At 44.0% G+C, this 25,517-nt stretch carries 27 protein-coding genes; all 27 read left to right on the plus strand.

All coding sequences use genetic code 11. The annotated features are described in order from the left end of the window. Positions 1-190 precede the first annotated feature (190 nt). Positions 191-976, plus strand: coding sequence for a ribonuclease HII (gene rnhB, locus ACTSEZ_RS04910; protein WP_369733093.1), 786 nt, complete (start codon positions 191-193; stop codon positions 974-976). A gap of 215 nt (positions 977-1,191) precedes the next feature. Then, entirely contained in the window at positions 1,192-2,352 is a 1,161-nt protein-coding gene (gene sucC, locus ACTSEZ_RS04915) for an ADP-forming succinate--CoA ligase subunit beta (RefSeq protein WP_369733094.1), read from the plus strand. 18 nt (positions 2,353-2,370) lie between these two features. After that, on the plus strand, positions 2,371-3,273 hold the full coding sequence (gene sucD, locus ACTSEZ_RS04920; protein ID WP_029281365.1) for a succinate--CoA ligase subunit alpha: 903 nt from the start codon (positions 2,371-2,373) through the stop codon (positions 3,271-3,273). 139 nt (positions 3,274-3,412) lie between these two features. Further along, entirely contained in the window at positions 3,413-4,306 is an 894-nt protein-coding gene (gene dprA / locus ACTSEZ_RS04925; protein WP_369733095.1) for a DNA-processing protein DprA, read from the plus strand. A gap of 218 nt (positions 4,307-4,524) precedes the next feature. Next, the gene (gene topA / locus ACTSEZ_RS04930; protein WP_369733096.1) at positions 4,525-6,600 is read left to right on the plus strand and encodes a type I DNA topoisomerase; all 2,076 of its coding nucleotides are present in this window, start codon (positions 4,525-4,527) and stop codon (positions 6,598-6,600) included. A 53-nt stretch (positions 6,601-6,653) separates the two neighbouring features. Continuing rightward, entirely contained in the window at positions 6,654-7,958 is a 1,305-nt protein-coding gene (trmFO, locus tag ACTSEZ_RS04935; RefSeq protein WP_369733097.1) for an FADH(2)-oxidizing methylenetetrahydrofolate--tRNA-(uracil(54)-C(5))-methyltransferase TrmFO, read from the plus strand. Between the two features lie 66 nt (positions 7,959-8,024). After that, a complete protein-coding gene (gene xerC, locus ACTSEZ_RS04940) occupies positions 8,025-8,933 on the plus strand; it encodes a tyrosine recombinase XerC (protein ID WP_369733098.1) in 909 nt (302 codons plus the stop codon). Between the two features lie 51 nt (positions 8,934-8,984). Continuing rightward, positions 8,985-9,527 (plus strand): ATP-dependent protease subunit HslV, encoded by a 543-nt coding sequence (hslV, locus tag ACTSEZ_RS04945; protein ID WP_369733099.1) that lies wholly within the window; start codon positions 8,985-8,987, stop codon positions 9,525-9,527. Positions 9,528-9,545: 18 nt separating this feature from the next. Beyond that, the gene (gene hslU / locus ACTSEZ_RS04950; RefSeq protein WP_369733100.1) at positions 9,546-10,946 is read left to right on the plus strand and encodes an ATP-dependent protease ATPase subunit HslU; all 1,401 of its coding nucleotides are present in this window, start codon (positions 9,546-9,548) and stop codon (positions 10,944-10,946) included. A 27-nt stretch (positions 10,947-10,973) separates the two neighbouring features. Beyond that, entirely contained in the window at positions 10,974-11,753 is a 780-nt protein-coding gene (gene codY, locus ACTSEZ_RS04955; protein ID WP_369733101.1) for a GTP-sensing pleiotropic transcriptional regulator CodY, read from the plus strand. Positions 11,754-12,037: 284 nt separating this feature from the next. After that, positions 12,038-12,430 carry a flagellar basal body rod protein FlgB gene (gene flgB, locus ACTSEZ_RS04960; protein WP_369733102.1) on the plus strand — a complete coding sequence of 131 codons (393 nt, stop codon included), beginning with the start codon at positions 12,038-12,040 and terminating at the stop codon, positions 12,428-12,430. Next, the gene (gene flgC, locus ACTSEZ_RS04965; protein ID WP_369733103.1) at positions 12,430-12,879 is read left to right on the plus strand and encodes a flagellar basal body rod protein FlgC; all 450 of its coding nucleotides are present in this window, start codon (positions 12,430-12,432) and stop codon (positions 12,877-12,879) included. The genes flgB and flgC overlap by 1 nt, the downstream gene beginning before the upstream one ends. 8 nt (positions 12,880-12,887) lie before the next feature. Further along, positions 12,888-13,181 carry a flagellar hook-basal body complex protein FliE gene (gene fliE / locus ACTSEZ_RS04970; protein WP_369733104.1) on the plus strand — a complete coding sequence of 98 codons (294 nt, stop codon included), beginning with the start codon at positions 12,888-12,890 and terminating at the stop codon, positions 13,179-13,181. A gap of 67 nt (positions 13,182-13,248) precedes the next feature. After that, on the plus strand, positions 13,249-14,841 hold the full coding sequence (gene fliF, locus ACTSEZ_RS04975; protein ID WP_369733105.1) for a flagellar basal-body MS-ring/collar protein FliF: 1,593 nt from the start codon (positions 13,249-13,251) through the stop codon (positions 14,839-14,841). A 14-nt stretch (positions 14,842-14,855) separates the two neighbouring features. Then, positions 14,856-15,869, plus strand: coding sequence for a flagellar motor switch protein FliG (fliG, locus tag ACTSEZ_RS04980; RefSeq protein WP_369733106.1), 1,014 nt, complete (start codon positions 14,856-14,858; stop codon positions 15,867-15,869). Further along, positions 15,862-16,593 (plus strand): flagellar assembly protein FliH, encoded by a 732-nt coding sequence (gene fliH / locus ACTSEZ_RS04985; protein ID WP_369733107.1) that lies wholly within the window; start codon positions 15,862-15,864, stop codon positions 16,591-16,593. The genes fliG and fliH overlap by 8 nt, the downstream gene beginning before the upstream one ends. A 4-nt stretch (positions 16,594-16,597) precedes the next feature. Further along, entirely contained in the window at positions 16,598-17,920 is a 1,323-nt protein-coding gene (gene fliI, locus ACTSEZ_RS04990; protein WP_369733108.1) for a flagellar protein export ATPase FliI, read from the plus strand. Further along, on the plus strand, positions 17,917-18,360 hold the full coding sequence (gene fliJ, locus ACTSEZ_RS04995; RefSeq protein WP_369733109.1) for a flagellar export protein FliJ: 444 nt from the start codon (positions 17,917-17,919) through the stop codon (positions 18,358-18,360). Before fliI ends, fliJ begins: the two co-directional genes overlap by 4 nt. Positions 18,361-18,373: 13 nt before the next feature. Continuing rightward, positions 18,374-18,943, plus strand: a complete 570-nt coding sequence (locus tag ACTSEZ_RS05000; protein WP_369733110.1) for a MotE family protein — start codon at positions 18,374-18,376, stop codon at positions 18,941-18,943. 26 nt (positions 18,944-18,969) lie between these two features. Continuing rightward, positions 18,970-20,904: a flagellar hook-length control protein FliK gene (locus tag ACTSEZ_RS05005; protein ID WP_369733111.1), complete on the plus strand. Its 1,935-nt coding sequence runs from the start codon at positions 18,970-18,972 to the stop codon at positions 20,902-20,904. A gap of 13 nt (positions 20,905-20,917) precedes the next feature. Continuing rightward, entirely contained in the window at positions 20,918-21,352 is a 435-nt protein-coding gene (gene flgD, locus ACTSEZ_RS05010; RefSeq protein WP_029565606.1) for a flagellar hook assembly protein FlgD, read from the plus strand. A 47-nt stretch (positions 21,353-21,399) separates the two neighbouring features. Beyond that, positions 21,400-22,323, plus strand: a complete 924-nt coding sequence (gene flgG, locus ACTSEZ_RS05015) for a flagellar basal body rod protein FlgG (RefSeq protein WP_369733112.1) — start codon at positions 21,400-21,402, stop codon at positions 22,321-22,323. Between the two features lie 32 nt (positions 22,324-22,355). Next, positions 22,356-22,577 carry a flagellar FlbD family protein gene (locus ACTSEZ_RS05020; RefSeq protein WP_369733113.1) on the plus strand — a complete coding sequence of 74 codons (222 nt, stop codon included), beginning with the start codon at positions 22,356-22,358 and terminating at the stop codon, positions 22,575-22,577. Beyond that, positions 22,570-23,001 (plus strand): flagellar basal body-associated protein FliL, encoded by a 432-nt coding sequence (fliL, locus tag ACTSEZ_RS05025; RefSeq protein WP_029281318.1) that lies wholly within the window; start codon positions 22,570-22,572, stop codon positions 22,999-23,001. The genes ACTSEZ_RS05020 and fliL overlap by 8 nt, the downstream gene beginning before the upstream one ends. A 35-nt stretch (positions 23,002-23,036) precedes the next feature. Beyond that, positions 23,037-24,035: a flagellar motor switch protein FliM gene (fliM, locus tag ACTSEZ_RS05030; protein ID WP_369733114.1), complete on the plus strand. Its 999-nt coding sequence runs from the start codon at positions 23,037-23,039 to the stop codon at positions 24,033-24,035. After that, entirely contained in the window at positions 24,028-25,125 is a 1,098-nt protein-coding gene (gene fliY, locus ACTSEZ_RS05035; protein WP_369733115.1) for a flagellar motor switch phosphatase FliY, read from the plus strand. The genes fliM and fliY overlap by 8 nt, the downstream gene beginning before the upstream one ends. Before the next feature lie 19 nt (positions 25,126-25,144). Then, entirely contained in the window at positions 25,145-25,507 is a 363-nt protein-coding gene (cheY, locus tag ACTSEZ_RS05040; protein WP_369733116.1) for a chemotaxis protein CheY, read from the plus strand. Positions 25,508-25,517: the final 10 nt, after the last annotated feature.

Consider the following 25,517-nt stretch of genomic DNA (forward strand, 5'->3'; position numbering starts at 1 on the left):
CGCTTCTCTTATTAAAGACGTTCAAAAAACGGTGTGCGGGAGGAACCTTGACAGTTTCGTTCATATCAGGAGGCTCCCGGGGCTCCCCGCGGAAAGCAAGTGACTGGAGCGCAAGGGAACGGGTATCAGAGCAAAACTTGCAACAACAATCATTCAATTTAAGAATACATAGAGAAATGGCAGTGAAACCATGAAAAAGCTGACAACGGAAGAAATCCGCTTAAAGCTTGCTGCAATAAGCAGCCCTGTTGATCCGTTTTTGCTTCAGTGCAGAAACGATGAGCGGAAAAGCGTAATAAAGCTTGCTGACAAGTGGACGAGAGACTATGAACAGCAGCTTGAAAAAAAGCAGAAGTTTGAAGAGATGACGATTTTCGAGAAGAAAGCAAGAGGAGAGGGCTATCACCTTCTTTGCGGGATCGATGAAGTAGGCAGAGGACCTCTGGCAGGACCGGTTGTCGCAGCTGCGGTGATCCTCCCGGAATCCTTTTACCTTCCCGGCCTGACAGATTCAAAAAAACTGACGGCTGCCAAAAGAGAATCCTTCTACGAATTCATCATAAAGGAAGCGATTGCTTTCGGAATCGGAATTGTATCACCGGCTGACATCGACAGGCTGAATATCTACCAGGCAACAAAGGAGGCAATGGTGCAGGCTGTGAAAGGGCTCCCAGTGGCCCCTGAGTACCTTCTCATTGATGCGATGGAGCTTTCCCTTCCCATTCCCCAGGAATCGCTAATTAAGGGAGATGCACGCAGTGTGAGCATTGCAGCGGCATCTGTCCTTGCGAAAGTAACCAGGGACAGGATGATGATGCAGCTTGCTGCCGAGTATCCGCAATATGGATTTGAACAGAATATGGGGTATGGAACAAAGCAGCACCTTGAAGCTTTGAATTTGTTCGGCGTGACAGAATGCCACAGAAGAAGTTTTTCTCCTGTGAAAGAGATGGCTGCAGAAGAAACGGTCAGCTGAAAGGACAAAGTCCGGCCTGCCCGCATGGAATAAGGGGACGGACTTTGCCGATTGATCACAAAATTTTATATTACTAGAAAAATAATTTTAGAGAAAAAATCAGAAAAAAATGAAGGATTCGACGAATTTCTGCAGAATAGTAGACAAGGAATCAACTATTTTATAAAATGAAAGCGCAGTCTATTTTTTTCGTACATAAGTTAGGAGGATGGGAAATGAATATCCATGAGTATCAAGGAAAAGAAATCCTTAGAAAATATGGAGTAGCAGTACCAAACGGCAAAGTGGCCTTTACAGTTGAAGAAGCTGTAGAAGCAGCAAAAGAACTGGGTACAGACGTAACAGTAGTTAAAGCACAGATTCATGCAGGCGGCCGCGGAAAAGCAGGCGGGGTAAAAGTTGCAAAGAATATTGGCGAAGTAGAAACTTATGCGAAAGAAATTCTCGGTAAAACACTGGTGACACACCAGACAGGTCCTGAAGGCAAAGAAGTAAAACGCTTACTTATCGAAGAGGGCTGCGATATTAAGAAAGAATATTATATCGGCCTTGTTCTTGACCGCGCTACATCTCGCGTTGTCCTGATGGCATCTGAAGAAGGCGGCACAGAAATCGAGGAAGTGGCAGAAGCAACTCCTGAGAAAATTTTCAAAGAAGTGATTGATCCTGCTGTAGGACTGCAGGCATACCAGGCCCGCAGAATCGCTTTTAATATTAATATTCAAAAAGAATTAGTCGGACAGGCTGTTAAATTTATGATGAGCCTGTACAATGCATTTGTTGAAAAAGACTGCTCTATTGCTGAAATCAATCCGCTTGTTGTAACAGGGGACGGCAAAGTAATGGCGCTTGATGCAAAATTGAACTTTGACTCAAATGCTCTTTACCGCAGAAAAGATATCCTTGAATACCGCGATCTTGACGAAGAAGATGCAAAAGAAATCGAAGCATCCAAATATGACCTGAGCTATATTTCCCTTGATGGAAATATCGGCTGTATGGTAAACGGCGCCGGCCTTGCTATGGCAACAATGGATATTATTAAATATTACGGCGGCGAACCGGCGAACTTCCTGGATGTCGGGGGCGGCGCGACAGCTGAAAAAGTAACGGAAGCATTTAAAATCATCCTTTCCGATCAAAATGTAAAAGGAATTTTCGTCAACATTTTCGGCGGAATTATGAAATGCGACATCATTGCACAGGGTGTAGTTGAAGCGACGAAACAGGTCGGCCTGCAAATTCCGCTGGTTGTCCGTTTGGAAGGAACAAATGTAGAGATCGGCAAGCAAATCTTGAACGAATCCGGTTTGAATATCACTTCTGCTGAATCTATGGCAGACGGCGCACAAAAAATCGTATCTTTAGTAGGGTAAGAAAGGCGGGGGACTGAAATGAGCGTATTTATTAACAAAGATACTAAGGTAATTGTACAGGGGATTACAGGATCTACGGCATTATTTCATACAAAGCAAATGCTTGAATACGGCACGAATATTGTAGGCGGGGTTACACCTGGAAAAGGCAATACGGAAGCTGAAGGAGTTCCTGTTTTTAACACAGTGGAAGATGCGGTAAAAGCAACAGGCGCAACAGCTTCTGTTATCTACGTGCCGGCACCGTTTGCTGCAGATGCCATCATGGAGGCGGTTGATGCTGAACTTGATCTTGCTATCTGCATCACTGAGCATATTCCGGTTCTTGACATGGTAAAAGTAAAACGTTACATGGAAGGAAAGAAAACCCGTCTTGTCGGCCCGAACTGCCCTGGCGTTATTACGCCTGATGAGTGTAAAATCGGCATTATGCCAGGCTACATTCATACGAAAGGCCACGTTGGCGTTGTATCCCGTTCAGGAACATTAACGTATGAAGCAGTACATCAGCTTACACAGGCAGGAATCGGCCAGTCTACAGCGGTAGGCATCGGCGGAGACCCGGTAAACGGCACAAACTTCATCGATGTTTTAAAGGCATTCAATGAAGATGAAGACACATATGCTGTGATTATGATTGGCGAAATCGGCGGAACAGCAGAAGAAGAAGCTGCTCTCTGGATCAAAGAAAACATGACAAAGCCTGTAGTGGGCTTTATCGGCGGACAAACTGCACCTCCCGGCAAACGCATGGGGCATGCCGGAGCCATCATTTCGGGCGGAAAAGGCACAGCCGCTGAGAAAATCAAAACGATGAATGAGTGCGGCATCAAAGTTGCTGATACTCCATCCGTTATGGGTGAAACACTTATTGAAGCACTTAAAGAAAACAACCTGCTTGAAAAGTGCAAAACACATTAATAAATCTATCGGGAACGGCGTTCACGCTGTTCCCTTCTTTACCATGTACCCCCGTTGCTCCTCCCATTCCTCCATTCGTCAAATCATGACAAAAACACTTATAATTAAAACTATATATAATAGTAGAAAGGGAACTAAAATGCACATAAAAGAGAAAGAACTTCTCCATTTATCCCATTGCAGAGGCATCACCCATGCGGCGCTGCTGAAGTGGCTGAAACTTGACCCTCCTATATCCGTCTACTCTCTAAACAGCAGTGAGCTGCAGCGGGCTTTCAGGCTGTCAGATGCCCTTATGCCCCATTTTCTCACTGACTTCTATTCATTTGATTGGGATGCCGCCATCTCACGCTTAAAAGCGAGTGATATTAAAGTCATATCACTTTGCCATGAAAACTACCCGCAGCTTTTGAAGGAAATCCACGATCCCCCTCCCGTTCTCTTCTGCAAAGGCAACACAGCCCTGCTTTCTTCCGGAAAAATGATCAGCATTGTCGGAACAAGAAACCCCACAAATTACGGCACCCATTCTTTAAAACGTGTGACAGATCCCCTTATATCTGCAGGCTGGACTGTCGTCAGCGGCCTGGCAAAAGGGATAGATGCTCTGGCCCACCAGAGAGCAATCGAAAGACAGGCTCCAACGATAGGTGTAATCGGAGGGGGACTTCATCATTTTTATCCGAAAGAAAATCTGCCTCTTTTCAACGAGATGACTGAACATCAATTAGTTCTCTCAGAGCATCCTCCAGACACCAAACCGCAAAAATGGCACTTTCCGATGCGCAACCGCATTATCAGCGGGCTGAGTCTTGGAACCGTTGTGATTCAGGCGAAATCAAAAAGCGGATCACTGATTACAGCAAGCACCGCACTCGACCAGGGCAGGCAGGTGTTTGCTGTGCCTGGATCCATTTTTGATGCAGCATCTGCAGGCGCCAATCAGCTGATTAAGCAGGGAGCGTACCTGGCAGAAGACGGACTGGATGTCCTGAATGACCTCTCCGTCCAGGTTGTATGGGCTGAAAATTAAGCCATCAATCCAAATACTGTTTGACAAACCGCATCACTATATTTAATAATAGTGGAGATTTAACCTGTTTAAGCAAGATTTTGATTATTGCCGGTATAAGCGCAGGCTCTTTTGGGCAGAATCGTCCCTTGAACATATAAAATGACACTAGTGGAAAAGAACTTGATGATGAAACTTGAAAATAAAGAGAGAGAATACCTCTTTTAGGAGGATGATGTATGTCGGATTTTTTAGTGATTGTTGAATCGCCTGCAAAAGCGAAGACAATCGAACGATATTTAGGGAAAAAATATAAGGTGAAGGCTTCAATGGGGCATGTCCGCGATCTGCCGAGAAGTCAGATTGGCGTTGACACTGAAGGGAATTTCGAACCGAAGTACATTACGATAAGGGGTAAAGGACCGGTTTTAAAAGAACTTAAAACAGCAGCGAAAAAAGCAAAAAAAGTCTATCTCGCAGCTGACCCCGACCGTGAAGGGGAAGCCATTGCATGGCACCTCGCACACAGTCTGGATGTAGATGTTCTTTCAGACTGCAGGGTTGTCTTTAATGAAATTACAAAAGATGCCATCAAGGAATCTTTTAAGCATCCCCGTCCAATTAACATGGATCTTGTGGATGCACAGCAGGCAAGAAGGATACTTGACCGCCTTGTCGGTTATAAAATCAGTCCGATTCTTTGGAAGAAAGTGAAAAAAGGACTGAGCGCAGGAAGAGTTCAATCTGTTGCAGTCCGCCTGATCATAGACCGCGAAAAAGAAATCAAAGCATTTATTCCGGAAGAGTACTGGACAATCGGCAGCCATTTCCTCAAAGGGAAAGACGAGTTCGAGGGAGCTTTTTACGGAATAAACGGTAAGAAGACAGAGCTGAATACAGAAGATGATGTGAAAGAAATTCAGAAAAAATTAAACGGCAACGAATTCTCCGTTACAAATGTGACAAAGAAGGAAAGAAAGCGCAATCCTGCGGTACCGTTTACAACTTCCACTCTTCAGCAGGAAGCAGCCCGCAAACTGAATTTCAGAGCTAAGAAGACAATGATGATCGCCCAGCAGCTTTATGAAGGAATGGACCTTGGAAAAGAAGGGACAGTCGGTCTGATTACATATATGCGTACAGATTCAACCCGCATATCTGAAACAGCCCAGCAGGAAGCCATGTCGTATATTGAGCAGAAGTACGGTCCTGAGTACAACAATCCTGCTAAAAAAGCCGCAAAGAAAAAGGCAAACACGCAGGATGCACATGAAGCGATTCGACCGACTTCAACGCTTAAAGATCCTGCTTCACTTAAAGAATATTTAAGCCGCGATCAGCTCCGGTTATACAAACTCATTTGGGAGCGCTTTGTTTCAAGCCAGATGGCACCGGCTGTTCTCGATACGATGAGCGTGGATCTTACAAATAATGACGTGACGTTCAGAGCAAACGGAAGCAAAGTGAAGTTTCCAGGATTCATGAAGGTGTATGTTGAAGGAAATGATGACGGCGTCGAAGAGAAAGACCGCATGCTTCCTGATCTTCAAACAGGAGATACGGTTTATTCAAAAGATATCGAACCGGCTCAGCATTTCACTCAGCCGCCTCCAAGGTACACAGAAGCCCGGCTTGTTAAAACGCTTGAAGAACTGGGAATAGGACGTCCGTCAACCTATGCGCCGACGCTTGATACCATTCAAAAGCGCGGATATGTAGCGCTGGATAACAAACGGTTTATACCGACAGAGCTCGGTGAAATTGTGCTTGAACTGATTATGGAGTTCTTCCCTGAAATCATTAATGTCGAGTTTACCGCCAAAATGGAGAACAGCCTGGATGAAATAGAAGACGGCCAGGTGCAATGGGTCAACATTATCGACGATTTTTATAAAGACTTTGCCAAACGGATTGAAGTGGCAGAAAATGAAATGGAAGAAATCGAAATAAAGGATGAGCCAGCAGGAATTGACTGTGAGGAATGCGGCAGCCCAATGGTCTTCAAAATGGGCCGTTACGGAAAGTTCATGGCGTGTTCGAATTTCCCGGATTGCCGGAACACAAAGCCGATTGTTAAAGAAATCGGTGTTCCGTGTCCGAAATGCGAAAAAGGAAACATTGTGGAAAGAAAGTCGAAGAAACGCCGTATTTTCTACGGCTGCGACCAGTTTCCTGAATGTGATTTCCTTTCATGGGATAAACCGATTGCAAGATCGTGTCCAAAGTGTGATAATATGCTAGTTGAGAAAAAACTCAAAAAAGGCATACAAGTACAATGTGTGCATTGTGATTATAAAGAAGAGCAGCAAAAGTAAAGGTGAGTGATCCTGCTCACCTTCTTTATTTGCTTAAAGCTGGAGGGTTCAACATGAATGAAAAAACAGTAAATGTCATTGGAGCAGGCCTTGCCGGAAGTGAAGCGGCCTGGCAGCTTGCGAGCCGCGGAATTTCCGTCAACCTATACGAAATGAGACCTGTGAAGCAGACGCCTGCCCATCATACAGATAAATTCGCCGAGCTTGTCTGCAGCAATTCACTGCGGGCAAACGGGCTGACAAATGCAGTCGGTGTACTTAAAGAAGAAATGAGAATGTTTGATTCTGTGATTATTAAATCTGCCGACGACTGCGCAGTGCCTGCAGGTGGCGCTCTTGCTGTAGACAGACATGAATTTGCCGGACTTGTAACAGAGAGGGTTAAAGGACACCCGAACGTTACAGTTATTACGGATGAAGTAACAGAAATCCCTGAAGGTCCTACAATCATTGCAACAGGGCCGCTGACATCAAAAGCACTTTCTGAGCAGCTGAAGCAGCTTACAGGCGAAGAATACCTCTATTTCTACGATGCAGCAGCTCCAATTCTTGAAAAAGACAGCATCGATATGGACAAAGTCTACCTGAAATCACGGTATGACAAAGGAGAGGCAGCCTACCTTAACTGTCCGATGACAGAGGAAGAGTTTGACCGTTTTTATGATGCATTGATTGAAGCGGAAACAGTTCCGCTGAAAGAATTTGAGAAAGAAATTTTCTTTGAAGGCTGCATGCCGATTGAGGTCATGGCAAAGCGCGGAAAAAAAACGATGCTTTTTGGACCAATGAAGCCGGTGGGCCTTGAAGATCCGAAAACAGGCAAGCGTCCATATGCTGTTGTTCAGCTTAGACAGGATGATGCTGCGGGCACTCTTTACAATATTGTTGGTTTTCAGACACATTTAAAATGGGGCCCTCAAAAAGAAGTGCTTAAGTTGATCCCTGGACTTGAAAACGCAGAGATTGTCAGATACGGCGTTATGCACCGCAACACATTCATCAACTCCCCAAAAATGTTGAAGCCGACGTATCAGTATAAAGAGCGGGAGGATCTGTTTTTTGCAGGGCAGATGACAGGTGTAGAAGGATATGTAGAATCCGCCGCATCAGGACTTTTAGCAGGCATCAACGCTGCTAAATACGTACTTGGAGAAGAACTCCTCGTGCTTCCTCATGAAACAGCAATGGGTAGCATGGCGCGCTATATTACAACAGCAAATCCGGATAATTTCCAGCCTATGAATGCAAACTTCGGCATTTTTGCAGAGCTTCCGGAACGCATCCGCAACAAGAAAGAGCGCTATGAAAAGTATGCAAACAGAGCGCTAGAAACAATTCAAAAAATTTCGAAAAAATAAGAGAAATAATTTGCAAGGGCTGCTGAATGTGTGATACCATTTAGTAGCCCTTGTGAGGTGTTATGCATGGAAAATGTTAAGAATTCTTTAAAGTTGTTCGTAGAATATTTACAGATTGAGAAAAACTATTCACAATATACAATTGTGAATTATGTTTCCGATATAGAAGATTTTTTTGTCTTTATGCAGGAGCAGTCACTAACTGATCTCCGTCTCATTACATATTCCGATACACGATTGTACTTAACTCAGCTTCATCAAAAAAATTTTGCCAGAAAAACGATTTCACGGAAGATTTCTTCTCTCAGAAGCTTTTACAGATTTCTGAACCGCGAAAAGCTCACTGATGAAAATCCGTTTTCAAGCGTTTCTCTGCCTAAAAAAGAGCACAGGCTGCCGCAATATCTGTTTGAAGAGGAGCTTCAGCTTCTCTTTGAACATTCAGATCTTTCAGCTCCTGCAGGCCAAAGAAACCAGGCGCTTCTCGAAATGCTCTACGGAACGGGTATACGGGTAAGCGAGCTCTGCATGATTAAATTGTCTGACCTTGATCTCCATATCGGCACTGTGCTCGTAAATGGAAAAGGCGGCAAACAGAGGTATGTTCCATTCGGAAGCTTTGCGCAGGATGCCGTAGAATTGTACATAGGTTCAGGCAGGAAAACACTGATGGAAAAAAGAAAACAGTCAGAGCACCATGAGCTTCTGTTTGTCAACCAGCGGGGCGGACCGCTCACGGCAACCGGCGTAAGGCATATTTTGAACGAGCTGATTCATAAAACCTCTCTGACGATGAAGATTACTCCTCATATGTTCAGGCATACGTTTGCCACGCATCTGTTAAATCAGGGAGCCGATATGCGGAGTGTCCAGGAGCTTTTGGGTCATGCGCATCTGTCTTCAACACAGGTTTATACGCATGTGTCGAAAGATCATCTGCGCAAGATCTATATGAATCATCATCCGCGCGCTTAAAGCTGGCTGCCGGAAAGTGCAGTACATAAAAATGATGTTGGAGGTGGCAGGATGTCTCAATTTCACGCAACAACGATCTTTGCTGTTCAGCATAACGGCAAGTGTGCAATGGCAGGCGACGGCCAGGTGACGTTTGGAAATGCGGTCGTTATGAAGCATACAGCCAAAAAAGTAAGAAAGCTTTTTAACGGCAAGGTAATTGCCGGCTTTGCGGGATCAGTAGCAGATGCCTTTACCTTGTTTGAAATGTTTGAGGGAAAGCTTGAGGAATACAATGGAAATCTGCAGCGTGCAGCTGTTGAGCTTGCAAAAGAATGGAGAAGCGATAAAGTCCTCAGAAAGCTTGAAGCTATGCTGATTGTCATGAATGAGGAAGATCTGCTTCTCATTTCAGGTACAGGTGAGGTTATTGAGCCTGATGACGGCATTCTTGCCATCGGTTCCGGAGGGAATTATGCCCTCTCAGCAGGAAGAGCGCTCAAACGCTACTCCGGGGAAACACTTTCAGCAAAAGAAATCGCCCAGGCTGCTCTTCAAATGGCAGGCGAAATCTGTGTTTATACAAACCTGAATATCATAGTCGAAGAACTATAAAGAGGGGAGTCCTGATCAATGAAAGAATTAACGCCAAGACAAACGGTTGAAAAACTGGATCAGTATATCGTTGGACAAAAGGACGCTAAGAAAGCTGTAGCAGTCGCACTGAGAAACCGCTACCGCAGAAGCAGACTGTCTGAAAATCTCCGCGATGAAGTTGTTCCGAAAAATATTCTGATGATTGGGCCGACGGGTGTCGGAAAAACCGAGATCGCAAGAAGAATTGCCAAACTTACAGGTGCTCCGTTCATTAAAGTGGAAGCGACCAAATTCACAGAAGTCGGATATGTGGGGCGTGATGTCGAATCGATGGTCCGTGACCTCGCCGAAACATCTGTGAGACTCGTAAAAGAAGAGAAAATGAATGAAGTAAAAGCACTTGCAGAAGAAAATGCCAACAAGCGGCTTGTCGAGCTTCTTGTTCCGGGAAAAAAGAAGCAGACTTCGTATAAGAACCCTCTGGAAATGCTTTTCGGCGGCGCTCAGGGACAGACTCAGGAGCAGGATGACTATTCTTCTGAAGAGCAGTCAACAGAAGAGAAAAGACGTAAAATGGCTCACCAGCTTGCACTTGGAGAGCTTGAAGATCATCACGTGACGGTTGAAGTTGAAGAGCAGAATGCGTCCATGTTTGATATGCTCCAGGGTTCGGGTATGGAACAAATGGGTATGAATATGCAGGATGCATTAAGCAGCTTTATGCCTAAAAAGAAGAAAAAACGCAGGCTTACTGTGCGTGAAGCAAGAAAAGTGCTGACGGGCGAAGAAGCACAGAAACTGATAGACATGGATGACGTTACGCAGGAAGCTGTGATGCGTGCCGAGCAGATGGGCATTATTTTCATCGATGAAATCGACAAAATTGCCAAAAAGAATCAGGGCGGAGGATCGGCAGATGTATCACGCGAAGGTGTACAGCGCGACATCCTTCCAATCGTTGAGGGCTCTACTGTTGTGACGAAATACGGCTCTGTGAAAACAGATCATGTCCTATTCATTGCAGCTGGTGCATTTCATATAGCAAAACCGTCTGACCTTATACCTGAGCTTCAGGGCAGATTTCCAATCCGCGTCGAGCTGACAAAGCTGACAGTTGAAGATTTCGTCCGTATTCTGACAGAACCAGATAATGCGCTTCTTAAACAATACACAGCATTATTGGAAACGGAAGGTATACAACTTGAATTTTCTGACGATGCTATTCGTAAGATTGCAGAAGTGGCATTTCAGGTGAATCAGGACACAGATAACATTGGTGCCAGAAGGCTTCACACAATTCTTGAGAGACTGCTTGAAGATCTTTCATTTGAAGCACCGGATATCACAATGGACAAAATTACAATAACCCCTCAATACGTTGAGGATAAACTGAGCAAAATTGCTAAAAACAAAGATTTAAGTCAATTCATCTTATAATTACATATTTCCAGGAGGAACAAACTAATGGCTTTATTGCAAAAAACAAGAAAAATCAACGCGATGCTTCAAAAGGCAGCCGGAAAACCGGTTAACTTTAAAGAAATGTCGGAAACACTCAGCGACGTTATTGAAGCAAACATTTTCGTGGTCAGCCGCCGCGGCAAACTTTTAGGCTTTGCCATCAATCAGCAGATTGAAAATGAGCGCATGATCCAAATGCTTGAGGACCGTCAGTTCCCTGAAGAATACACTAAGAATCTTTTCAACATCAACGAAACATCATCAAACCTTGATGTTTTCAGTGAATACACTGCTTTCCCTGTTGAAAACCGTGAATTGTTTAAGAATGGCTTAACAACAATTGTTCCGATTATTGGCGGAGGAGAGCGTCTTGGCACACTTATTCTTGCGAGACTTCAGGAACAGTTTGAAGATGATGACCTGATCCTTGCCGAATACGGCGCAACTGTTGTCGGAATGGAAATTCTTCGCGAGAAAGCGGAGGAAATCGAGGACGAAGCAAGAAGCAAAGCAGTTGTACAAATGGCAATCAGCTCATTGTCATACAGTGAGCTTGAAGCAATTGAACATATTTTTGAAGAACTTAACGGAACCGAAGGGCTGCTTGTTGCAAGTAAAATTGCTGACAGAGTCGGCATCACAAGATCAGTTATCGTAAATGCACTGCGCAAACTTGAAAGTGCAGGTGTTATTGAATCTCGTTCCCTTGGAATGAAAGGAACATACATTAAAGTTCTTAATGACAAGTTCCTCTTTGAACTTGAAAAATTAAAAACGAATTAATAAATTCTTTACAAAAAAGCACTTCTAAGCGAAGTGCTTTTTTGTTTTGGAAAAATTTATAATTTTGCATGTGAACAAAATCCTATTACGAAGAACCTCCGCTGTTAAATAGTGTTAATTAACTAGGTATAATTAACCTATTTTAAAATAGATACAAAATCCGACCTTTTTTTACATAACCTTCATAGACTTTAAGCCTATTATTTCTTACAATTGCAGTATGCATTTAACATAATTCGACAATATACCATTCGAAAGGTATGAGTCTTTTGTGAGGGGACAAAATGAATTTTTTTTCTGGAACGATTCATTCTCTGGAACAGGCAGTCAATCGGACAGCTCTCCAGCAAAAAATGATCAGTCACAATATAGCCAATACCGATACTCCCGGTTATAAAGCGAAGGGAATCAGCTTTAAGGAGTCACTTGATTCAGAGCGGACAAAGTTTGAAGCAATCAGGACAGATGCACGCCATCTTTCTTTTGGCAGGGGTCATGAAGCCTATAATGTGATACAAAAAAACGGATCTGCCTATCACGCAAACGGAAACAATGTCGACATAGATAGAGAAATGTCAGAACTTGCTGAAAATCAAATCTACTATAATGCGGTTATTGAACGCCTTGGAAGCAAGTTCAATTCTCTTAAAACCGTCATAAAAGGAGGCAACGGATAATGAGTATATTCAGTCAGCTCAATACAACAGCATCTGCCTTGACGGCGCAGAGACTCAGAATGGATGTGATTTCATCCAATATGGCTAATATAGACACAGCCAGGGCAGAACTGGTCGACGGGAAATGGCAGCCGTACCGCAGAAAAACCGTTGCTTTACAGCAGGATGGAAGTTCTTTTCTCGCTCATCTTCATCAGGCGCAGGGGAAACCTGATTCACTGAACGGAGTTAAAGTTTCCGGAATCAGAGAAGATCAAAGCCCGTTTAAACTGGTTTTTGACCCGGAACATCCAGATGCAAACGATCAGGGCTATGTACAGATGCCAAATGTGGACCCGCTGAAGGAAATGGTTGATCTGATCAGCAGCACCCGGTCATATGAAGCAAACGTCACAGTCTTTAATGCATCCAAAGAGATGCTGATGAAAACACTCCAGCTAGGAAAGTAGGATAACAAATGATACAGGCAATTACCTCACTTCAGCCGCTTCAAACAGCTTCACCTGCAGCACAGCTGCAGCAGACTCAGGAAATCGGCTTTTCCGAAATGCTTAAGCAGTCAATCAATCAGGTGAATGCGATGCAGGTAAAATCAGACGGAATGACAGCAGCGCTTGCAGAGGGTAAAAATGTGCAGCTGCAGGATGTCATGATAACAGCCGAAAAAGCGAGCGTGGCCATGCTGACAGCCATTGAAATCAGAAACAAAGCTGTTGAAGCCTATCAGGAAGCAATGAGAATGCAAATCTAATCATACATAACCAGCAATGTAGCCGGTCTGCTGCACGCAAGCTGTCTTTATCGGGGGATTTCAACGAATGAATCAAAAAGTAACAGAATTCAGAATGAAAACCAGACAATTTTGGAATGAAAGGTCAAAAGCGCAAAAAGGTTTTATGATTGGCGGTGCGGCAGCTTTGCTGCTTTTTGCGGTGATTGCAGGCTATATGGCAGCAAATCCGCGGCTTGTGCCGCTGTACAGGGACTTATCACCCAATGAGACAGGCCAGATCAAAGAAACGCTTGACTCACAGGGCATACAATCAAAAATTACGGACAATGGCTCGACCATCATGGTGCCTGCCGAAATGACCGACACGCTGAAAGTGGAGCTTGCAGCAGAGGGCATACCAAACAGCGGGGTCATTGATTATTCCTTTTTCGGACAGAACATTGGATTTGGGATGACCGATAATGAATTTGATGTTTTAAAACTGAAGGCGACTCAGACAGAGCTTTCGAACCTGATGAAGGGGATAGAGGGGGTTGATGATGCAAAGGTCATGATCAATCTTCCGAAAGAATCAGTTTTTGTCAGTGAGGACAACGGTACAGCCACTGCATCTATTGTGCTCAATACAAAGCCTGGAGTTCAGCTCGATCAGGCCAACGTGAATGCTTTGTACCATTTAGTATCAAAGAGTGTTCCGGGATTATCCACTGATAATATCGTCATCATGGATCAGAATTTTGAGTATTTTGATTTGAAAAGTGATGAAAATATGCCGCTTACAGAAAACATTAGTTCTCAGCACGAACTGAAGTCGAAGATTGAAAAAGACATACAGCGGCAAGTTCAGAAAATGCTCGGAACGATGATGGGCCAGGATAAAGTTGTGGTTTCGGTCACTGCAGATCTTGATTTCACTCAGGAAAAGCGGGAAGAAAATCTTGTCGAAGCAGCTGATGAAGAGAACAATGAAGGTTTGGCCGTGAGCGTTGAACGGATTACAGAAACCTACAGCGGAGAGGGTGCCGGTGCAGGCGGAGTAACCGGGACGGGAGAAGATGATGTTCCAGGATATGAAGCCGTTCAGGGCGAAGGTTCAGGAGATTATGAAAAAGTAGAAGAACGAATCAATAATGAAGTCAATCGTGTAAAAAGAGAAATTACAGAAAGTCCATACAGAATCAGGGATCTGGGCATACAGGTCATGGTTGAACCGCCTGCTGCAGATGACCCAGCCTCTCTGCCTGCACAAAGCATCGCAGACATCCAGCAGCTTCTTGGATCAATTGTCCGGACCTCCATCGACAAGGATCCTCAGGCTGAGCCATTAACTGCTGAACAAATAGAGGAAAAGATTTCTGTATCTGTTCAGCCATTTGCCGGAAAACAGACAATCGATGCTGAAACGGCCCGTTCAATCCCGTTATGGCTATATATCGCAGGAGGCGTAATGCTCCTTGTCATTGCGATTCTGCTGGTTTTACTGTTTAGAAGAAATAGAAAAGAACCAGCCGAACCGGAAGAAGAGGAAATTTTCTATCAGGAGAAAATGATTCTTCCTGATGTAAATGATGCACCTGATAGCGAAGGGGATGTCCGAAGAAAGCAGCTTGAAAAAATGGCGCGGGATAAACCGGAGGACTTTGCCAAACTGCTCAGATCATGGCTGACGGAAGAATAGGAGGTTACTCATAAATGGTTAAACGAGCAAACAAACTGACAGGCAGGCAAAAAGCCGCCCTCCTTCTGATTTCTCTAGGTCCTGACGCAGCCGCATCGGTTTACAAGCATCTTTCTGAAGAAGAAATTGAAAAGCTTACATTAGAGATTTCGAGTGTGAGAAATGTAGATTCTCAGAATAAAGAAGGAATCATTGAAGAGTTCCATCAAATCGCAATGGCGCAGGAATTCATTTCCCAGGGCGGCATCTCATATGCGAAACAAATTCTTGAAAAAGCGCTTGGAGAAGAGCGGGCTTCAAGCATTATCCACCGGCTTACATCTTCCTTGCAGGTAAAGCCGTTTGATTTTGCGAGAAAAGCTGATCCGGCCCAAATCTTTAATTTTATTCAGGGAGAGCACCCCCAAACGATTGCGCTCATACTTTCCTACCTTGATCCGGTACAGTCAGGACAGATCCTGTCAGGTCTGCCGCATCAGCAGCAGGCAGATATTGCAATAAGGATTGCCAAAATGGACAGGACCTCACCGGAAATCATCAATGAAGTGGAACAGGTCCTTGAGAGAAAGCTGTCTTCTGCTGTCACACAGGATTATACGCAGACAGGCGGAGTGGAAGCGGTAGTTGAAGTGCTGAACGGTGTTGACCGCAGTACAGAAAAGACCATCCTTGATTCTCTTGAAATTAAGGATCCTGAGCTTGCAGAAGAAATCAAAAAACGGATGTTTGTTTTTGAGGATATTGTCACACTCGACAGCAGGGCAATTCAGCGCGTCATCAGAGATGTAGAAAACGAAGATCTGATGCTGTCGCTTAAAGTCGCAAGCGAAGAAGTGAAGGAAATTGTGTTCAAGAACATGTCCAAGAGAATGGCAGACACGTTTAAAGAAGAAATGGAGTTTATGGGTCCAGTCAGACTTCGGGATGTAGAAGAAGCACAATCACGCATTGTCTCTGTTATCCGCAGACTTGAGGATGCTGGAGAAATCGTCATTGCCCGCGGGGGGGGGGATGATATCATTGTCTAATTTAATTAAATCAGACCGAGCCGCTGCAGAACAGGGCAAAAAAGCCATAATTCTAAGAACGGTCCTGTCCGCACCAGCTGAGAAAATAAATCCCGAGATGGTCATGCATCAGGCAAAAGCAGACGCTGATCAACTGCTGGAACATGCCAGAGTTCAGGCAGACAGAATTCTAAAGCAGGCGCAAGACGAGCAGGAAAAATGGATCAGTGAAAAAAAACAGCAAGAACTAGAGGCAAGAGAGGAAGGGTTTCAAGCCGGTTTTGAGGCGGGCAGACAGGAATCCCTGCATCAATACAGCTCTTTTCTCTCAGAGGCAAAAACCATTGTGGATCAGGCAAAAGAGGATTACATAGAAAAAGTGTCCCAATCAGAAGAGACCATTATTAATCTGGCTGTGAAGCTTTCTGAAAAAATCTTATTCATCAAGCTTGAAGAGCATCCTGCCTGCTTTGCCGAATTAGTTAAAAAAGCTTTGCATGAAGTCAGAGAACATTCGGAAATAAAAGTGTTCGTTAACCCTCTTTATTACAGCCGGCTTCTCAAGCAAAAAAGCGAGCTTGAAGATGTGCTGCTTTCCAGGGCTGATCTGTTCATTTATCCTGACGAAAGTCTTCAGGAAGGAAGCTGCGTAATTGAATCTCCTGCCGGCACAATGGATGCCGGCGTTGATGCACAGCTGAATCAGCTGAAAAAAAGCATGCTTCAGCTGATTGGGGAGGATTGACGGTTTGAACGCAGCAGACTTGCTTCTAAAGATAGATTCAATGGATTCATTTAAAAGATATGGAAAAGTAAGCAAGGTAATCGGGCTGATGATTGAATCAAAAGGTCCGGAAAGCTCAATTGGCGACCTTTGCTACATTCATGCGGGTGCTTCTAAGGAAATGAAAATAGCTGCAGAAGTAGTGGGTTTCAGAGATGAATATGTCCTGTTGATGCCGTTTGAGCATGTGAATCAAATCTCACCCGGAAGCCTTGTTGAAGCAACAAACGAGCCTCTGAAGATCAAAGCGGGAATGGGGCTGATCGGCCAGACAGTTGACGCATTCGGTCTTCCCTTTAATCAATCGCCGCTGCCAAAAGGCCTGACGCCAATATCAGCTGAACGAAATCCGCCAAACCCTATGAACCGTCCGCCAATTAATGAGACGATGGAAGTTGGGGTCAGAGTCATTGACAGTCTATTGACAGTAGGAAAAGGACAGCGAGTCGGTATTTTTGCAGGAAGCGGTGTAGGAAAAAGCACGCTTCTCGGAATGATTGCAAGAAACACAAAAGCAGACCTGAATGTCATTGCCCTCATAGGCGAGCGCGGGCGGGAAGTTCGTGAATTTATTGAAAAAGACCTTGGTGAAGAAGGACTCAAAAGGTCCATTATTGTGGCGGCTACATCTGATCAGCCTGCCCTGATGAGACTGAAGGCTTCATATACAGCTACTGCAATCGCAGAATATTTTAGAGATAAAGGGTTAAATGTGATGCTGATGATGGATTCTGTCACCCGTGTTGCCATGGCGCAAAGGGAAATTGGGCTTGCAGCTGGAGAGCCTCCGACCACAAAAGGTTACACGCCGAGTGTCTTTGCCGTCCTCCCGAAGCTTCTTGAACGGACCGGAACAAATGAACATGGCTCCATTACCGCTTTTTATACTGTATTGGTTGACGGGGATGATCTGAATGAGCCGATTTCAGACACGGTAAGAGGAATTCTTGACGGCCACATCGTTCTTGACAGAAATCTTGCAAATAAAGGGCAATTTCCTGCAGTCAATGTGCTGAAAAGCATCAGCCGTGTGATGAGCCAGATTGTTCCTGCTAAACAAAAGAAAAACGCTTCAAAGCTAAGGGATCTGCTTGCTGTCTATTTAAACTCTGAGGACTTAATTAACATAGGCGCATACAAGCGCGGAACCAGCAGAGAAATTGACGAAGCGATCAGGTATTATCCGAAGATCCTTTCTTTTCTGAAGCAGGATGTGCACGAAAAAATCTCATTTGAACAAAGTGCGGAATACCTGCAATCACTGATTGAAATAGGAGATAACACGTGAAAAACGCTTACAGGTTTCAAAAAATTCTTGAACTTAAAGAAATGGAAAAAGATCAGTCTCTTGAAGCTTATCAGTTATCGGTAGCAGACTTTGAGAAGGCTGCTGAAAAGCTTTATACATGCCTGAAGAAAAAAGAAGTGCTTGAAGAAAAAACGCTCTTTCAGCTGAATTCGGGCATGCCGGTTAAGGAAATCCGGCACTTTCAGCAGTTTGTATCAAATCTTGAAAAAACAATTTCACACTATCAGAATCTCACAGCAGCAGCAAGAGAGAGAATGAATGAAAAGCAGCAAGTTCTCACAGAAAAAAATATAGAAGTAAAAAAGTATGAAAAAATGAAAGAAAAACACCGCGAAGTCTATGTGCGCTGGGTGAAAGACACTGAAATCAAGAGGATGGACGATCTTTCTGTCCAGTCTTATGCCGTGCGGGGGAATTAGGTGAAAAGCGAAAGTGAAAAACGATGAAAAAGAAACTGGAAAGTTCCAATGGCTGCTCTTTGTTGTCATCATCCCTTTCTTTTTTACGGTAACCTTCATTGCGGTCATTTTAACTGTTGCGGGAATTGACGTAACTGGAAAACTAAAAGAAACTGCCGCGCTGCTGCCGGGGATTCCGGCAGAACAGAAAACATCCGGTCATGCAGAGTCTTCTGCAGAAAAGGAACTCAAGGAAGAAAATGAGCTTCAAAAATCGGAAATAAAACGACAGCAGCAGGATATAGCTGCCCTTGAAAATGACAGGGACTTAAAAGAGAAAGAGATTCAGCGGCTGAGCCAGGAAATTAGATCCATGGAAGAACAGCTGAAAGCGGCAGCAGCCGAAGGGGAAAAAGGACGGGACATCGCCAAACTTTACGATAAAATGACAAGCAAAAAAGCCGCGGCGATCATTCCGCTGCTTTCTGATGAAGAAGCAATAAAGATTCTAAAAGCTATTGGTGATGATCAAGTTATTTCTGTTTTGGAAAAAATGAGTCCGGAAGACGCCGCTAGATATACAAATATGCTTTCAGATTCCTAGTTTGCAAGAGACAAGGGGGATGCAGGTTGAAAATTACGTTTTCCGCAGGGCCGGTTTCGGTCATGAACATTGACGGCAAGACGGGTTCAGGGGTTCAGGTTTCTTTTTCATCTTTACTGCTCGGTTCTGCCGGGGCGGCAGGAAGTACTGAGACAGGCGGACAAATTGACTCGTTTTACGAGAAAACTGAATACGCGGATCCCGAATTGGCAGATGCATTCAAAGAGCTTATCAAAGAACTGGCAGTAAATGAAGCCGTCATGCCAGAAGGAACTGTAAATGGCCTGCAGACGCTTACGCCGGCTGCGGAACACACGATTTCTGAACAGACTAAAACCGGGTTAGGCAGGTTTTTGATAAAAGAAACAGAAACTGCGGCTGAGCAGGCTGATTATCCTGAAAAAACAGCAGTAAAGGTTCAAAGCGGAGCAGGTGAAATCATTGGACCTGAAAGCAAGGAAGGTTTTGCAGGAGGGCATGCTCCAAAACATCAAGCTGAAACAGGCGGGATAACAAAAAGATTAATTAGTACGAAACCCGCTTCAGAAGTTGATAAAAAACATGAGGTTCAAATGATTGATGCATTTCAAATTGAAACGCAAAAAGCAATCATTGCACACACCGTGCAACAGATTGAAAACACCAGTGAAGCATACTTAAAAAAACAGGGAGGTTTTCCTGCAGGCAGGACTAACACTCCTCCACCTGATGGTAGAGATAAGGATGTTGACCAGCTAAAGTCTCAATTAATAAAGAGCATCAGCCACCCAGGGGATATCATGGACGTATTCAGCGGTAAAGCACTTCGAACATTTTCTGCAGGCGGTACATCAATTGATGAATCATCTGAAGCTGAAACTTTTAATGACAAGATCTTAGCTGCCATTAAGCAAGCAATAAACGAGGTTTTGAAAGCAGGACCTTCACAAAAAAACAGTCTGATCATTGAGAACATGAACCTTAACAATCAGCCGGACAGAACCATTGTAAACAAGAATGCAATTGATAAACTTACGGCTATTTTAAAGCCTCTGCACCGTATTTTTTCTGCAGGCGGAGAACAGGGTCTTGCCCGACTTATTGAAGAGATAAGTGCTGCAGTAAGGACAGACTCGGATAGAACGATATCTTCACTGAAAAATCTGCAGTCTCAACTCGAAGGGGATCAACTCCTTCAAGTCCTTCAAAAAGCCAGTTATACAGAACAGCCTGCCATCGGCCGTCTTCCGCTGAAAAAAGAAATAGAAGCAGGCGGGGGAAAACAGGAGGCTGTCCATCAGCTTCTGAGTAAAGGCTATTTCAGACCGACTGCAGCTGAAGGCAGCAATGGGACCAGGCCGCAGGCTCCTGATTCCATAGGTAATTTTCAGGCAGACCTCAAACAATTGGAGGTAAATGTGACGGAGAATCACATGCGCAGTCCAGGCTTAACGGAAATGAAGAATGAATGGCAGCAATTGTTCAACAAGGACGGGAACAGTACTGTGCATCAGCCTGCACCTGGACTTACAGAGGTAAAGCTGAGTGCTTCCCCTGAACTAAAAGAGCATCAGGACGAGCCGGTTAAACGGGAATTTTCAGCCCAGATCACCGAGGTGTTTAAAAGAGCAAAGCCTGCTTTTGCATTAAACGGATTTTCCCAAATGACAATCAGACTTGCACCTGAGCATCTTGGCCTTCTGACAGTAAAGCTTCAAAGACTGAACGGGGAAACGACGGCAAAAATTATTACCTCAACCTCTTCTGCAAAAGAGCTTGTAGAACATAGCATTCAGCATCTCAAAGCAGCCCTTCCTGCGTTTCAAATTGCTGTAGACAGATTTGATATATACGGGGAGCAGCCAGACTCGTTCCGCGATCGCGATCAAGACGAAAGGCAGCCGGAAAAAGAACAGGGTGAGGAAAAAGACCGCCCTGAAGAGCCGGATTCATTTAAAGATCATCTGAACATGCTTACATAAAAGGAGATAAACAATGGCTCAAAATACGATTGACTCGGGACTTTTCCTTTCTTCAACTGCAGCAGTCAGAACTGGAGGGAAATCAAGTCTCGGAAAAGATGATTTCCTGAAAATACTCATTGCACAGCTGCAAAACCAGGATCCTCTAAATCCAATGGAAGACAAAGAATTTATATCTCAAATGGCAAGCTTTTCATCACTGGAGCAGATGACCAACTTGAATACACAAATGAGCAGCTTCATACAGGTTCAGGTGAATGACGGCATCTTGAAATACTCTGAGATGATCGGGAAGCAGATTGACTGGAAAACAGAAGACGGTGAAGCAAAAACAGGAATTGTTAAATCCATTAAACAATCGGGACCGGATATTATTCTTGAGATGCAAAACGGAGACGAAGTGCCAAGTGCTTTCGTCACAAAAGTAACGGAAGCATCCGCTTCCTAAAGCGTGCAAATAGGTCAAAACGATAAAAAACCAGGGAGAGATTATATATGTTGCGTTCATTGTACTCAGGAGTAAGCGGAATGAAAAACTTCCAAACAAAGCTTGATGTGATCGGAAATAACATCGCAAACGTCAATACGTACGGATTCAAAAAAGGCCGTGTGACTTACAAAGATCTAATGAGCCAGCAAATGGCAGGTGCAAGTGCTTCAACTGCCAACACAAGCGGCATGAACGCTAAGCAGGTTGGTCTTGGATCGGCACTTAGTTCAATTGATACGATTCACACCGGGGGAGCTAACCAATCAACAGGACGGACTCTTGACCTTGCGCTTGCAGGTGACGGATTTTTTGCGGTTGGGACGATTAAGGGAAGTGTTGATTTTACTACAAATAGGATTACCGGACCTATTGAAGATGCTGTTGATTTAAGTTACACAAGAGCAGGTAACTTCTACCTTGATGATCAGGGTTACCTTGTTACTGCAGACGGATACTACTTAATTGGTGAAGCAGGTCAAAAAACAAATACTGGCTTTGGAACAGGTACAAGTAATTCTGCAGGACTTATTCAAATTCCTTTGGATGCAAAGAGCTTCAATATTGGCCCTGACGGAACTGTTTCTTTTGTTGATTCAGGTGGTCAATTACGAGTCAGCGGCCAAATACGTGTAGCGAATTTTGCGAACGACGGAGGGCTTGAAAAAGTTGGTGGAAATCTTTATAAAGAGTCAAGCAACTCAGGAACTATCGATAAAAATAGCAATAATACATGGGAATTAGCTGAACTTGATATCCCTGGCCAAAACGGTTCAGCAACAATCATGACTGGATTTTTGGAAATGTCCAACGTAGATCTCGCAGAGGAATTTACAGACATGATCGTTGCACAGCGCGGTTTCCAGTCCAATACAAAAGTGATCACCACTTCAGATGAAATACTTCAGGAACTGATGAACTTAAAACGATAGGTTAGGGGGCAGGGGGCTGTACCCCGAATAATTTGATTTTACTGACAAGATTAAACGGCAAACCGTTTAGACTGAATGCCATTTATATGGAACAGATAGAGTCCTTTCCCGATACAACCATCACACTGACAAATGGAAAGAAATTTGTAGTGAAGGAATCTGAAGCAGAGGTTGCAGAGAGAATCAAGAAGTTTTACCGGGAGATTCATATCATGCATGCAGCTGCTTCTGCGGAGGTGAAGGAAGATGAATAAAAAACTAATGACGATCATGCTTGTCATTATTACGTCGATCACGCTTGTAGGGGTGACAGCACTTGTTATCGTAACAAATTTCATGGGTACTGCTGAAGCAAAAGAAAAAGGACCATCCATTGATGATGTCATTGCTCAATCATATGATCTTCCCGAAATCACGACCAATCTCTCAAGCGATAATATTGTCCGGCTTTCCTTTAAGCTTGAAACGGACAGCAAAAAAGCGAAGGAAGAGCTTGAAAAAAGAGAATTTCAAGTAAGAGATATCATTATTTCTGAGCTTTCAAGCATAACAGCTGAAGAACTCGATGGAAAAGAAGGCATGAACGCATTTAAAAAGACGGTACAAAAACAAGTGAATGAATTACTGCAAAAGGGCGAAATCAAGAAGGTATACACAACCTCCTATATTATCCAGTAATCTTGCAAACATTCTGTGCAGAGGAGGTGTGAATGATGTCAAGCGAGATACTGTCCCAGAGTGAAATAGATGCCCTGCTGTCTGCAATCTCTTCTGGAGAGATGGATGCAGATGAACTGAAAAAAGAAGAAACGGAAAAGAAAGTAAAAGTTTACGATTTTAAAAGAGCGCTGCGCTTTTCAAAAGACCAAATCAGAAGCTTAACTAGAATTCATGAAAATTTTGCAAGGCTTTTGACGACGTATTTTTCCGCTCAGCTCCGCACGTACGTTCAAATTACCGCCGGAGCCGTTGACCAGCTGCCTTATGAAGAATTTATCCGTTCAATCCCAAAGATGACTGTTTTAAACGTATTTGAAGCAAGGCCGCTGAATGGCAGAGTCCTAATGGAAGTAAACCGGAACATCGCCTATGCCATGATGGACAGGTTGATGGGCGGCCATGGTACTGGAATAAGCCACTCGACTTCATTGACTGAGATTGAGACGAAAATTATGACAAACCTGTTTGAAAAATCTCTCGATAATTACAGAGAGGCCTGGGGCTCTGTGTATGATATTGAACCAGCGGGTATGAAGCTTGAGGTTAATCCGCAGTTTCTCCAATTGGTATCGCCAAATGAAACTGTCGTTGTTATCTCATTAAACACGCAGATTGGCGATACCAGCGGGATGATAAATATTTGCATACCTCATGTCGTTCTTGAGCCGATCATGCCAAGGCTGAGCGTTCATTTTTGGATGCAATCCGAGCGGAAAGAGCCAAAAGAAGCTGAAGTGAACGCTCTTGAGAAGAAAATTCATGGTGCTGAACTTGAGGTAACAGCGGAGCTCGGACAATCAGAGATAACCGTACAGGAGTTTTTGGATATTTCGGCAGGAGATGTCATTCAGCTTGAAACGTCAATAGATCAGCCTTTAATCATTAAAATTGGAGACCAGCCAAAATTCACCGGGCAACCCGGAAAATTAAAGCGCAAATCGGCTGTGCAAGTATTGGGACAATACCAAGGGGGGCAAAAAGAAAGTGAGTAACGGGATGTTATCTCAGGATGAAATCGATGCCCTGCTGAATGGCAGCGGGAGCAGCGACTACGATTCTGACAATTTAATAGAAGATTACCTTACATTAATGGAGCAGGACACAATTGGCGAAATCGGAAATATTTCGTTTGGAAGTTCTGCAACAGCGCTGTCGACTCTTCTTCAGCAAAAAGTGGATATCACAACACCGACAGTGTCAGTCATTCAAAGACAAAAGCTTGCGGATGAATTTCCGCATCCATATGTCGCGATCGAAGTGAATTACACAGAAGGCTTTACAGGAAGCAACTTGCTTGTGATTAAACAGAGTGATGCAGCCATCATCGCTGATTTAATGATCGGCGGAAATGGTGAAATTACGGATACTGAGCTAAACGACATCATGATCAGCGCTGTGCAGGAAGCTATGAATCAGATGATGGGTTCTGCAGCTACATCTATGTCGACGATTTTTAATAAAAAAGTCGATATATCTCCTCCATCCATTGAATTGCTGGATTTAAAAGGCGGAGAAGGGACTGGAGCGCTTCCCCAGGATGATCCTTTTTTGAAGGTTGCATTCAGAATCAAAGTAGGAACTCTGATCGATTCCGAAATCATGCAGCTGCTTCCCCTCCATTTTGCTAAGGGGCTTGTAGATGAACTGATGAATCCCCCAGAACCGGCAGCAGCAATTGAGACGATGCCTAATACGGCTTATCAGCAGGCTCCAGCTCAAAAGCCTGTTCAGGAGGAACAAATCCAGTACAAACCTAGTCCAGTGGAAGTAAAACCAGCAGAATTTTCTTCATTTGACGGGGGGGCTGCTCCTAAAAACGACATGAAAAATCTTGATATGCTGCTTGATATTCCGCTTAAAGTAACGGTTGAACTTGGCAGAACGAAGCGTTCAGTGAAAGAGATTCTTGAACTGTCCGCAGGGTCTATTATTGAACTTGATAAACTTGCAGGAGAGCCTGTAGATATACTGATCAACAATAAAATTGTTGCACAGGGAGAAGTTGTAGTAATCGAGGAAAACTTCGGAGTGAGGGTGACAGATATCCTTAGCCAGTCCGAACGCTTGCACAGATTAAAGTAATTTTTAGGGAGAGACGAACATGGCACATAAAATTATGATTGTGGATGACGCAGCTTTTATGAGAATGATGATCAAAGATATTTTGACAAAGAACGGGTTTGATGTTGTTGCAGAGGCTTCTGACGGGGCGCAGGCAGTAGAAAAATACAAAGAACACCATCCTGATCTTGTCACAATGGATATCACAATGCCCGAGATGGACGGAATAACGGCTTTAAAAGAAATTAAAAAAATGAATCCTCATGCGCGGGTTATCATGTGTTCGGCCATGGGCCAGCAGGCGATGGTTATTGATGCGATTCAGGCGGGCGCGAAGGATTTTATCGTGAAGCCGTTCCAGGCAGACCGGGTGCTTGAAGCAATCAATAAAACATTAAGCTAAAGGGAGAATA

The sequence above is a fragment of the Metabacillus mesotrionivorans genome (assembly GCF_052171315.1).
GTDB lineage: Bacteria > Bacillota > Bacilli > Bacillales > Bacillaceae > Bacillus_P.